Source organism: Flavobacterium rivuli WB 3.3-2 = DSM 21788, assembly GCF_000378485.1.
GTDB lineage: Bacteria > Bacteroidota > Bacteroidia > Flavobacteriales > Flavobacteriaceae > Flavobacterium > Flavobacterium rivuli.
On record NZ_KB899979.1, the window covers coordinates 55727 to 67556 of the forward strand.

An 11830-nucleotide genomic window follows, 5' to 3' on the forward strand; every position below is an offset into this window, starting at 1 on the left:
GGAAAATTAATTTAAAAAGTAAATTTTTTCCTCAGCTTTAATTATCTCAGAAGGTATAAATTCTCTTAGAGTAAACTTCTCTTTAGCTTTTGCAAAATAATATTTCCATGAATACCAAGCATGACTTAATTCTACTAAATCAAATGCATTCATGTTAATTAATTTTGGATTAATTTTTTTTAAACAATTAACGGAAGTATCAATCCTTAGTTTTAAGTTCAGATCAATTTGCATTATACAATAACCATCAATAATCAGAGTCTTGGAATTATCTACTTTGGACGAGACAAGCAAATTATCCTTTATCGCTGAATAAATATCACTTTCTACGTGTCCATAAGGCATTGCTACGAAATTATCAAACACGTCATCAAGTAAAGTGCTTTCCGATTTACGTGTCGTACCAACGGCCGAAACAAAAAACAATAATTTCAATGCTTTAAGTATACTTATATCGTTATTTTGTATACCATTATTTTCACTCTTATGCCATTCCACAAGCATAAAAAGCAGATATTCAAAGGCTTCTATTTTAATAGGCTTGTTCATTTTGAATGTTTTAGGAGGGTGCAAAAATACAACTACTATAGTAAAAATACTATTTTTTAAGCACAATAATACATCAACGCCGTTATTTTACAGTTATTTTAGTAATTCGTAGAAAATTCAATTAAAAAAGCATCTTAATCACTTAAATGCCCAAGTTACCTTAGCTAATCCCTTCCCCATTGCCCACGCCATCTGCATCAGGGTTAATAAATACCAGTTTGCCGGCGGCATTTTGGGTCATGAGTATCATACCCTGACTTTCCACTTTTGCTATTTCTTTAGGCGCAAGGTTTACTAACACCGTAACACGCCTGCCTATTATCTCTTCGGGGGTAAAGCTCTCTGCTATGCCGCTTACTATGGTGCGCACATCTATACCGGTATCTACCTTAAGCGTTAATAGCTTTTTGCTCTTGGGCGTTTTCTCTGCTTCAAGAATGGTTCCTGTACGGATGTCCAATTTACCGAAATCTTCAAACGTAATAAGGTCTTTTTGCGGTTCGGCAGTTTTATTCTCTGCTTTGTTAGCAGTTTTTGTAGCTTCTAAACGGTCTACCTGTTTCTGTATTTCTTCATCTTCTATTTTAGCGAACAGTAATTCTGCCTGGCCTATGTGGTGGTTTGGCGCAATAAGTTCTTGCTTAAGGGCAACATCGTTCCACGAAGTAACGTGGTTGTTAAACCTTGCATCATTAGCACTAAGCGTTTCATCTACAATACCAAATACAGAAACCGATTCGGGCACTGCATCAAGCTTTAAAATGTTTTTAAGCTTAGCAGCTGTAAAGGGCAGGAACGGCTCACTTAAAACAGATAGAGCCGCAGCAATTTGCAACGCCACATACATTTGGGTTTTAACACGCTCTTCGTCGGTCTTAATAACTTTCCATGGCTCTTCGTCGGCGAGGTATTTATTACCAAGGCGTGCTAGGTTCATAAGTTCGACTAATGCTTCCCTAAAGCGGTAACGCTCTATACTGCTTGCAATCACGGCTGGGTAGGCACGAAGTTCGGTCAGCGTAGCTTCGTCTATATCTGTAAACTCGTTAGGCTGAGGTACGCGCCCTTCATAATACTTATTGGTAAGTACTACAACGCGGTTAATAAAGTTACCAAAAATGTTAACTAACTCATTGTTATTACGTGCCTGAAAATCTTTCCAGGTAAAATCGTTGTCTTTAGTCTCGGGTGCGTTGCTGGTTAAGGCATAACGCAATACATCCTGCTGGTTAGGGAAATCCTGTAAATATTCATGCAGCCATACCGCCCAGTTTTTAGAGGTGCTAAGTTTGTTGCCCTCAAGGTTAAGGAACTCGTTTGCCGGAACATTATCTGGCAAAATGTAAGTGCCCTCTGCCTTAAGCATGGCAGGAAATATAATGCAATGAAAAACAATATTGTCTTTACCTATAAAATGTACCAGTTTGGTGTCCTCATTTTTCCAGTACGGCTCCCAGTCTTTACCTTCGCGTGCGGCCCACTCTTTAGTAGACGATATGTAGCCAATGGGCGCATCAAACCAAACGTACAGCACTTTACCTTCGGCACCCTCTACAGGAACAGGGATACCCCAGTCCAGGTCGCGGGTTACGGCACGGGGTTTAAGCCCGTCGTCAAGCCATGATTTTACCTGGCCAAAAACGTTAGGTTTCCAGTCGCTTTTATGGCCTTCCAGTATCCATTCGCGCAAAAAGGCATCATACCTGTCTAAGGGTAAAAACCAGTGGCGGGTAGATTTTAATATAGGTGTAGTACCGGTAATGGTACTTTTTGGGTTAATAAGGTCGGTAGCGTTAAGCGATGACCCGCAGTTTTCACACTGGTCGCCATAAGCTTCTGCATGGCCACATTTAGGGCAGGTGCCAATAACGAAACGGTCGGCCAGGAACTGCTCTGCCTCGGCATCATAGAGTTGCTCTGTAACCTCTTCAATAAAATCGCCGGCATCATACAGTTTCCTGAAAAACTCCGATGCGGTATCATGGTGTACCTTAGCCGATGTGCGTGAGTAATTATCGAACGATATACCAAAATCTTCAAAACTTGTTTTAATGATGTGGTGATATTTATCGATAACCTGCTGTGGTGTAATGCCTTCCTTTTTAGCCTTCATAGATATGGCTACACCGTGCTCATCGCTTCCGCAGATGAATGCCACATCGCGCCCCTGAAGCCTCAGGAAACGGGAGTAAATATCGGCAGGAACATAAACACCGGCAAGGTGGCCTATATGTATGGGCCCGTTAGTGTAGGGCAATGCAGCAGTAACAGTATAACGTTTCGGGTCGTGTAACATTTCTTCTTATGGTTTAATATGCAAAAATACGAAATATTGGGCAAACTATATTGCTCATGTTTTAGGCGTATTGTTACAAATATTTTAGGTCCTGAAACAAAAAATCCCGGTTGCAATTGCAGCCGGGATAGTATAGTAAAAATTTAATGTTTTTATTTTTTAACCACTCGCAACGTTTTAACAGTGTTGTTTGCCGCCGTTATATTTACAATATAAGTGCCTGCTGTTAATGCCGACATATCTACAGTAGCGTTTACAGCATCAGCTTTTTTAGAAGTTAGCTGCTGGCCTAACAGGCTATAAACACTTACAGATGCAATACCCGCCGGATGCGATACCGTAAGAACATCGTTTACAGGGTTAGGATAATAAGAAAATAATTTTGCTTCAGGGTTATCAATGCCCAATGTTTCTAAAGTAACTGTTACCGGTAAAACTTCGGCGCTTCTGCAGCCCGTAACAATTTGTATGGCATAATAGGTTGTTCCGCTTACTAATGGCGTATCTAAGCGTACTGGCGCTACAACTCCTGCAAGTGCAGCCTCGGGCGTTAAGTACCAAAATACATCAGTGCCGGTTACTTCAATATCCGTTACAAATGCAGGATCTGCATCTGTTGCAAAAATTGTTTGTTCGGTTGCTCCTGCAGGTGCAGCAATAGGGTTTACATTTACAGTAAAGCTAACTTCGGCAGTACAGTTTCCGCGTCCGCTGGTTTCTGCATATACATAAACGCCCTGGGTAGTAGTAATTAAAGTGCCCGGTTGTATTATGCTACCTTCGCCATCGGGGCCGCCTGTGGCAGTATAGTAATTACCCCTGTTTAAGGCAGGAAGCTCATACGTGTCGCATGTTGTAACATCCTCCTGCTCATCAAGTATAATTTCGCTGAGTATAACCACAATTTGCGTGCGGGTTACACTCCTGCATCCGTTAACAACCTGAGATGCATAGTAAGACGTCCCTGTGTTTAGAGCAGTAGTAAGGGCTAAAGGTTCTCCGCCGGTGGCAACATCATAATATAACACATCGGTACCTGTTGGGGCAAGTGCATCAATAAGGTCGCCTACGGCAGATGCATTGCAGAATATCGGTGCCGGATCTGCCAGTGCCGGCGGCGTGTTGTTAACCTCTATTTCTATAGATTCTGTTGTGGTAGAAAGATTCCCGGCTTCACATGTAATTACTACCCTGTAATCAAAAGTATCTGTTACGGTTGTAGTGTATGATGCCGATGTAGCTCCCGGAATAGTAATAAAGAACCCGTTAAAGCCGGCATATTGCCACTGAAACGTTTCGTTGTTGGTATATTCGGTATCTAAGGTAAATGTTACATTACTGCCTCCGCAAACATCTGTACCGGTAACCAGTATATTAGTTGTTGCCGGTGCAGTTTCGCATAACGTTTGCCCTTCGCAGGCAAGGCCTGTGGCTGTAACAAGTACAGAGCTGCTATAAGAAGGCATGCCTGAATTAGTGCAGGTTACCTTACAGCGGTAATATCTGGTGCCCACATTAAGCATATCAAGTGTAGCGCTGGTTTCGCCACTTAGGTCGCCCCACTGGCCACCGTTAAAAGATGATTGCCACTGGTACGTAAACGAATCGCTGTAGGTAGTGCCTAACGATAGTACCACGTTTTCTGTAAGGCATACCGATGTATTTGCTGCCACTGTGGTAGATGCCGCCGGAAACCCGCTGCATTGTGCATTAGTAGTATTTACTGTAAAAGCAGATAAACACAGTGTAAGTAAAAAAAGATTGTAAAAGTGTTTCATAGTTATTATAATAATGTTTTGCTAAATATAACGATTATGTTTTAAAGTATCTGTTAATGAACTCGTCTTGACTTTTCGATTGAAGCGAAAAATAGAGATTTTTGTTTCAGATTTTTGCTTTTTTGCATTGCATAGCAGTGCTACGGAATAATAAAACAGGTAAAATGTGAAGTGAAAAGATCATTTTGCAGCCAATTGAAAAAAGTCAAGACGAGTTCAATATCAGGGTATCTTATTTTACATTTCGCTTTAAAGATTTCATTAAGTTTGTGTAACTCTCTGAATATAAACAGGCAGTAATACTAACAACAAAATATGAGTAAACTATACTTTACATTAGCCTTTACACTGCTTGCTGCTTTTGGCACTATTAACGGTCAGGAAAATTTAACAGACTCCTTACCTACCGATAGTATTGCCCCAGTAAAAACAAACCCAATCCTTTTTGCCGATGTATATTTTGGAGGTGCCGGTGGCAGTTCTCACGGTTTTAGTGCCGCGGGAACGCTGAATTATCAATATAAAAAACACTTATTTACTGCACGTGTGGGTCAGTTATCAAGCTATAGAACGAGGTTGTTATCGCCTGTACTTCCATTTCCTTTAGTAAGGCTGCAAGAATCTGTAGATGAATATGCATTACTCTATGGCCGGCGTTACATTGCAGAGAATCGTGCATTTAGCTTTTCTGCCGGAGTTGCCTTTGTAAGCAGAAAACACTTTGTTGTTAATGAAGATAATGCTTTTTATGTACGGGAAAATGCCTTTGGCTTGCCTTTTGAGGCTTCTATAAAATGGTTTAAGCGCCGCAGGGTTCCGTACCATATTTATGGTATAATCCCTATCGGCAAACCTACAGCTTTTGGTAATAGTTTCGGATTTAAGGTTTTGGGTAACGTTTCTAAGACTACCTTTGTGGGTATAGGTGTAACCTTTGGATTTGGTTACCATAAATACTACTAACAGCAAATTTATTGTAATGTTTTTCAACAAAATAATTTTCATTTTCCTGATGTCAATCGGCAGCATAGGTTATTCCCAAACTGCCATGAAAATCCCGCCCTACCTTACTAAAGGCGATACCGTGGGTATACTCGCCACTGCCCGTAAGGTAGACCTTGCACCACTACAACCCGCCATTGCCCTGCTTAAAAGCTGGGGGCTTAACGTGGTTATAGGCAAAACCATAGGGCTGGACAACAACCAGCTTGCCGGCGCCGACTGGCAGCGCGCCACCGACTTGCAGGAAATGCTGGATAACCCAAAAATTAAAGCAATATGGTGCGGCAAGGGCGGTTACGGTACCGTGCGCATTGTAGACCGCATTAACTTTACAAAATTTAAAAAGAAACCCAAATGGTTTATAGGCTTTAGTGATGCCACGGTGCTGCACAGCCACATAAATACTATGGATATTGCCACCATGCACGCCCTTGTGGGCATAAGCGCAAAAAGTGCGAGCCCGGAGGCAATAGAGAGTTTCCGAAAGGCGCTCTTTGGCGAAAAGCTTAGTTACACCATTCCGCCACATGCTTATAATAAAATAGGTAAGGCAACGGGCGAGCTCGTGGGGGGTAATCTCTCTGTACTGTACAGCATTATGGGCAGCAAATCAGAGGCTGATTATAAGGGCAAAATTATTTTTATAGAAGACCTGGACGAATACCTGTACCATATAGACCGTATGATGATGAACCTGGAGCGCAACGATTATTTTAAAAACGTAAAGGGTATAATTATAGGGGCCATGAGTAAAATGCGCGATAATGATATTCCGTGGGGGCATGATGCGTTGCAGATAATTCAGGATATTACAAAAGAATATAACATTCCCATTTGCTTTAACTTCCCGGCAGGGCATATTAAGGACAACCGTACCTTAATAATGGGCAAACAAATAACCCTTGATGTTACAGCAACCGGAACAAAAATTGTTTATGAATAATACCTCTTTCCGTTTTAAACGGTTCCTGGTTAAAAAGCTACACATTAAATTACTTTGCACAATACAATAATAATTTTAGGGTTTTTATACAGTAAGATGTTATTATGGCAGAACATAACGAATTAGGAAAACTGGGTGAGGAACTGGCAATAGATTTCCTCGAAAAAGCAGGATATAAAATTTTAGAAACTAATTGGGTTTTCCAAAAAGCAGAGATAGATATTATTGCCCAAAAAGGTAATGTACTTGCTGTTGTTGAGGTTAAAACGCGTTCGTCGGTCGATTTTGGTTTGCCGCAGGATTTTGTAAAGCCTAAAAAAATTGGGTTGTTAGTAAAAGCGGTAAACGAATATATTATAACTAATGACCTTGACAGCGAAGCGCGGTTTGACATTATTGCCGTTTTTAAGAACGGTAAAAACTATGAAATTGAGCATCTGGAAGACGCATTTTATTATTTTTAGAATGTTAGAGATTTAACAAATTGTTTTATTTTATATATTTGTGCCCACAACAACAACAACAAACACAACTATTTAGCTATGAAAACAATTTCGAGTGTAGTAGAGCACTACATTAAGACAAAGCCATTTTTACTCAGTGCGCTTTCTCAGGGAATTATTAACCTAACATCGCTGGCCCGCAACATGATGCCTGAACTTGAGCAGGAACTTGGCAAAGATGTAAAGCAGGGCGCTGTGGTAATGTCTTTAAAAAGGCTTAGCGAAGATCTTGATTTTAGGGTTAACCACAAGATAGTTAAAGTACTTAAAGGCATTGGCGAAATTACGGTTCGCTCATCGCTTACAGATTACACGTTTGCAGTATCTGACACCATCCTGAACAAACAGGCAGAGCTAATAACGAGCGTAAACGCAAATCCGGAGGTGTTTTACACATCATCGCGCGGCGTTAACGAAACAAACATTGTGGTAAGTGCATCTATGAGCCCGGTGGTAGACCGCCTTTTTGCAGACGAGAAGCAAATAGAGCGTAACGACAACCTGGCATCTATTACAGTAAAGCTTCCTAAAGAAAACGTATCTACACCCGGTGTGTACTACTACATTTTCCAGAGGCTCGCATGGGAGGGCATTATTATTATAGAGGTTATCTCTACATCTTTTGAGTTTACCATACTGGTAAGCGAGCAGGAAGTAGACCTGGCATTTAAGGTAATTAAAGACCTGAAGAGCCTGTAATTAATAGTTAAAACCATTTAAAGAAATTATCTTGTTATGGCGCTTTCGGCGCCATAATTTTTTTAAAAGAAAAACCAACAGCGTAGTAAGTGCGTAAATAAAACAATTTAACACCACATAGTTGCTTATCAAATACTTAATTAAATTAGGCATTGTTACTTAATAATGCTTTGCACTACTTTTAAGATGAAAAAAATTACGCTTATTATAGCGCTCTTTAGTGCTATAACTTTTTACGGGCAGCACAAAATTGCTGCTAAGGTACAGCAGCTTACCCTGGCTAAAACAAGCTTTACAAAGTTTGCTCCACTTACGGTTGTTGCAACGCCTCAGACTATAACTGTGGCAAGTAATGCAACATTTGCTACCGTAAACAAGCGGGTGCTGCAAAGTATAGCAACAAACAAATACCCGTTTGTAGAGCTGGCAATACCATACAATGGCAGTACCATCGAAATTCAGCTTTACCGCGTAGAGGTTTTAGCCAAAGGCTTTCATGCCGACACTGATAAGCAGGCTAATATAACGTGGACAGATGGTGCACATTACCGCGGTATTGTAAAGGGCGATGCTAACTCGTTAGTATCCTTCAACTTTTATAATAAGGAGATGAATGGTATAATATCTGCCGCAGGCATTAATAACCTTGTAGTGGGCAGGATGCAAACCACAGGAAACCTTGATAACTACATTGTTTACAGCGATGCCAGGCTTAGTATAAACAATCCGTTTACGTGCGCCGTTACAGATGGTGGTGTTTTACCTGCACAAAATAACAACAGGCGCGAAACATTTACAGAGCATTGTGTTACCACTTATTTTGAGCTGGCTAACGATATTTATGCGGCCAACGATTTTGATACCGACCTTACTACAAACTGGATGGCATCGATTTTTAATAATGTGCAGACACTGTATGATAACGACGGTATTACCGTTGCCTTAAAATCAGTTTACATCTGGACAGAACAAGACCCTTACTTTGGAGAATCGTCCGCAGATTATCTGGAAGAATTTTATACCCTGCGCCCTGTTTTTGATGGCGATGCAGGCCAGTTGCTTACCACTAATGGCGGAGGCCTTGGCGGTGTTGCCATAAATATTGGCGGTTTATGTTCTGAAGAAAATGTAAGTTTTGGCGATGTGTTTTTTGATTATCAGGATGTACCTTTATTTTCATGGACTGTAGAGGTTATAACCCATGAGCTGGGCCACCTTTTTGGATCGCCGCACACACATGGATGCTACTGGAACGGTAATGGTACTGCCATAGACGGTTGCGGTACCATTGCCGGTTATGTAGAGGGCGAATGCGAAACAGGGCCTATACCACAAAATCAGGGAACCATAATGAGCTATTGCCATCTTGTAGATGGTGTGGGTATAAATTTTGCGAACGGTTTTGGCCCACAGCCCGCAGCGCGCATTATTAACCATGTAGAATCTTCATCATGCCTTAGTACAGATTGTATAAATACCTGTTTTAATACCGTTACTAAATTTGCAGTGGCAAACAGCACCTTAACTTCGGCTACCATAACCTGGACAGACCAGAATGCCGGGCCCTGGCAGGTGGGGTATACTTCTGTAAACGGAACAATTAACAACTGGCAGGAGGTAGCTGTAAATAGTTTTACAGTGAGTGGGCTTACAGCAAATACCTATTATAAATTTGGCATCAGGCCAATATGTACAGACGACAGGGAGGCAGAAACGCAGCAATTTATTTTTGCAACGGCAGCAAACTGGTGCAGTGGTGCAATTTTCAGGGATACAAATGCTAACGGTAATTACCCCAATAACCAACACTTAATACGCACTATAAAACCCGAAAATGCTACCCAAAGCTTAACGGTTACTTTTAATAGCTTTGAGACCGAACAGGATTTTGACTTCCTGTATGTATATGATGGTCCCGATACCGATGCGCCATTACTTGGTGCTTATAGTGGTACAGAAAATCCCGGGCCTTTTACAAGTACGGCACAGGGTGGTTCGCTTACTTTCGAGTTTATTTCAGATCCTTTCGAAAACGGTGCGGGGTGGAATGCCACAGTATCCTGCGCACTTAGCCTTAAAGAAAACGTGTTTACAAACCTGCAGTATTTCCCTAACCCCACGAGCGGCACCGTAACCATAACATCGCCCGAAGGTATAACGGGTATAACGGTATATAACGTAGCAGGGCAATTACTGTTTAATAAAACGATCAACACCACTACTGCCGATGCCGATATATCACAATTTGCAAACGGGGTTTACTTCTTTAAAGTTACTAATGGCAGTAAAGAATCCCATTTCAGGATAGTAAAACAGTAATTGGATTTATTATAGTATTTAAAGGCAGGGCATCACGCTCTGCCTTTTTTTTTCTGTAGCTGAGGTATTACTTAACCTGAGTTTTTTTGGGCGTGCCGCTCCACTGCGTTCCGCGTCGGGCTATCGCTGCAAGTCCTCACATGGCTTCGTGCCTCAGCCACGCTGCGGGCTTTACGCTCTGTCCCTCACGCAAAGCTGCCTGTTCACTCGTAGAGACGCAATGCGTCTCTACCGGAAAACCTTATGGATATTAAAGATTTTCAGCAAGAGTGTAGCTTGCTCCCCTCTTGAGAGTCCCGATAGCTATCGGGAGGGATGTGTTTAAAACAGTAGAGTGATTTTTTAAACTAACCTTTTTTAGACGCATTTAATGCGTCTACCGGATACCGCAATTTTGTAATGCACTCATCCGTTTTGCGGCAGGAGTGTAGCTGGCTCCCCATCTTGAGAGCCCCGATAGCTATATGGAGGGGTGTGTTAAACGCACAATGAAAATCTTACAACAACCTAATAAATGTGTGATCCTGGTTAAAAAAACCCATAAAAAAACGGCCCCAATTTGGAGCCGTTCATCATTGTATTTGGTTTGTTTAAGCTTTCGCTTAATTGCCTGTTGCTTATTGCTTATTGCAAATTGCTTATTGTCTCTTGAAGCTTATTTCTTCACGATAAGGAATTCACTCCTACGGTTCTGTGCGTGCTGCTCTTCTGTGCAGTTGTCGCCGCAGGCTACCTTAGGCTCGCTCTCGCCATATCCCTGTCCGCTTATCCTGTTCTTGGCTATACCTTTTGAGATAATGTACTGTACCGTACTTTTTGCCCTGCGGTTAGACAGGCTCATGTTGTACTGGTCACTACCGCGGCTGTCAGTATGTGACTTGGCCATGATTACAAGCTCCGGCTGTGTTTTCATTGCCTCTACTAACTTGTCAAGCTCAAAGGCTGCTTCTTTAGTAATGTTGCTCTTGTCAAATTCAAAGAAGATAGGGTTAAGTACCACTTCGTTTTCTTTAACAATCGATTTTATCGGGTTTAGCGGTGCGTCTACGTTTACTACGCCTCCGGCTGATTTGGTTACCGGGAACGTGCCGTTCTCATAACCGTCTGCACTTGCCTGTATCGTGTAGCCCCTGTCGCAGTCTACCGTATAGTCGGTCTTGCCGTCTTTACCGGCTGTTTTAGTCTCTATCACATTGCCTTTGTCATCCAGTATGGCTACTTTGGCTGCTGCTATGGCTTTGCCGGTTACGGCGTCTTTTACAAATACCAGTGCTTCTACCGCACATAGTGGCGTGGCGCTGTACAGTTTGTCAATTCCGTCACGGTTACTGGAGAAGAAGCCTATTTTTTTGCTGTCGTTAAAGCTGAAGGCAAAGTCGTCTTTACCGGTGTTTATCGGCGCGCCTATGTTTATGGCATCGGTACCTTTGCCAAGGTCGATCATGAATACGTCTAAGCCCCCAAAACCTTTACGCCCGTCTGAAGAGAAGAACAGTTTGTTACCATCGGTTATGTACGGGAAGTTGTCCCTTGCCTCAGTGTTTACTTTTGGCCCAAGGTTTACCGGCTCACCGTAGGTGTTGCCTTCTTTTACTTCTACTTTCCAGATGTCGCTGCTCCCAAGGGTGCCTTCCCTGTCGGAGGCAAAGTATAATGTCTTGCCGTCCTTGCTTATCGCCGGGTTACCGGTAGACCATTTTTTGTCGTTAAAAGGCAGTGCGGTTACATTGGCCCATTTGCC

At 42.0% G+C, this 11830-nt stretch carries 9 protein-coding genes; 5 read left to right on the forward strand and 4 right to left on the reverse strand.

Going from position 1 to position 11830, the window contains the following annotated elements; genetic code table 11:
- Nucleotides 1-6 precede the first annotated feature (6 nt).
- From F565_RS22545 to F565_RS0119815, 3 genes are all read right to left on the reverse strand, one after another.
- The gene (locus F565_RS22545; RefSeq protein WP_020214991.1) at nt 7-549 is read right to left on the reverse strand and encodes a type II toxin-antitoxin system antitoxin SocA domain-containing protein; all 543 of its coding nucleotides are present in this window, start codon (nt 547-549) and stop codon (nt 7-9) included.
- A gap of 160 nt (nt 550-709) precedes the next feature.
- Nucleotides 710-2845 carry a methionine--tRNA ligase gene (gene metG, locus F565_RS0119810; RefSeq protein WP_020214992.1) on the reverse strand — a complete coding sequence of 712 codons (2136 nt, stop codon included), beginning with the start codon at nt 2843-2845 and terminating at the stop codon, nt 710-712.
- Between the two features lie 152 nt (nt 2846-2997).
- Complete coding sequence (locus tag F565_RS0119815) at nt 2998-4623, reverse strand: Ig-like domain-containing protein (protein WP_020214993.1); 1626 nt, start codon at nt 4621-4623, stop codon at nt 2998-3000.
- Between the two features lie 315 nt (nt 4624-4938).
- Here F565_RS0119815 and F565_RS0119820 point away from each other — a divergent pair, with 315 nt between their 5' ends.
- The 5 genes from F565_RS0119820 to F565_RS0119840 all read left to right on the forward strand — a co-directional run bounded on the left by F565_RS0119820 (nt 4939) and on the right by F565_RS0119840 (nt 10089).
- Nucleotides 4939-5586 (forward strand): hypothetical protein, encoded by a 648-nt coding sequence (locus F565_RS0119820; protein WP_020214994.1) that lies wholly within the window; start codon nt 4939-4941, stop codon nt 5584-5586.
- An 85-nt stretch (nt 5587-5671) separates the two neighbouring features.
- The gene (locus tag F565_RS0119825) at nt 5672-6568 is read left to right on the forward strand and encodes a S66 peptidase family protein (RefSeq protein ID WP_026300197.1); all 897 of its coding nucleotides are present in this window, start codon (nt 5672-5674) and stop codon (nt 6566-6568) included.
- 104 nt (nt 6569-6672) lie between these two features.
- A complete protein-coding gene (locus F565_RS0119830) occupies nt 6673-7032 on the forward strand; it encodes a YraN family protein (protein ID WP_020214996.1) in 360 nt (119 codons plus the stop codon).
- Nucleotides 7033-7110: 78 nt separating this feature from the next.
- Entirely contained in the window at nt 7111-7770 is a 660-nt protein-coding gene (locus tag F565_RS0119835) for an aspartate kinase 2 (RefSeq protein WP_020214997.1), read from the forward strand.
- A gap of 186 nt (nt 7771-7956) precedes the next feature.
- Nucleotides 7957-10089, forward strand: coding sequence for a M12 family metallo-peptidase (locus F565_RS0119840; protein WP_020214999.1), 2133 nt, complete (start codon nt 7957-7959; stop codon nt 10087-10089).
- Nucleotides 10090-10744: 655 nt separating this feature from the next.
- On the opposite strand, the gene F565_RS0119845 is transcribed toward F565_RS0119840, so the two are convergent.
- A partial coding sequence (locus tag F565_RS0119845) for an OmpA family protein (protein ID WP_020215000.1) occupies nt 10745-11830 on the reverse strand: 1086 nt, incomplete at its 5' end.

Excerpts from the sequence above, each read along its gene's own strand:
- F565_RS0119835 (WP_020214997.1), top strand. The coding sequence starts at position 7,111 with ATGAAAACAATTTCGAGTGTAGTAGAGCACTACATTAAGACAAAGCCA.
- metG (WP_020214992.1), bottom strand. The coding sequence starts at position 2,845 with ATGTTACACGACCCGAAACGTTATACTGTTACTGCTGCATTGCCCTAC.
- F565_RS0119840 (WP_020214999.1), top strand. The coding sequence starts at position 7,957 with ATGAAAAAAATTACGCTTATTATAGCGCTCTTTAGTGCTATAACTTTT.
- F565_RS0119825 (WP_026300197.1), top strand. The coding sequence starts at position 5,672 with ATGAAAATCCCGCCCTACCTTACTAAAGGCGATACCGTGGGTATACTC.
- F565_RS0119830 (WP_020214996.1), top strand. The coding sequence starts at position 6,673 with ATGGCAGAACATAACGAATTAGGAAAACTGGGTGAGGAACTGGCAATA.
- F565_RS0119820 (WP_020214994.1), top strand. The coding sequence starts at position 4,939 with ATGAGTAAACTATACTTTACATTAGCCTTTACACTGCTTGCTGCTTTT.
- F565_RS22545 (WP_020214991.1), bottom strand. The coding sequence starts at position 549 with ATGAACAAGCCTATTAAAATAGAAGCCTTTGAATATCTGCTTTTTATG.
- F565_RS0119815 (WP_020214993.1), bottom strand. The coding sequence starts at position 4,623 with ATGAAACACTTTTACAATCTTTTTTTACTTACACTGTGTTTATCTGCT.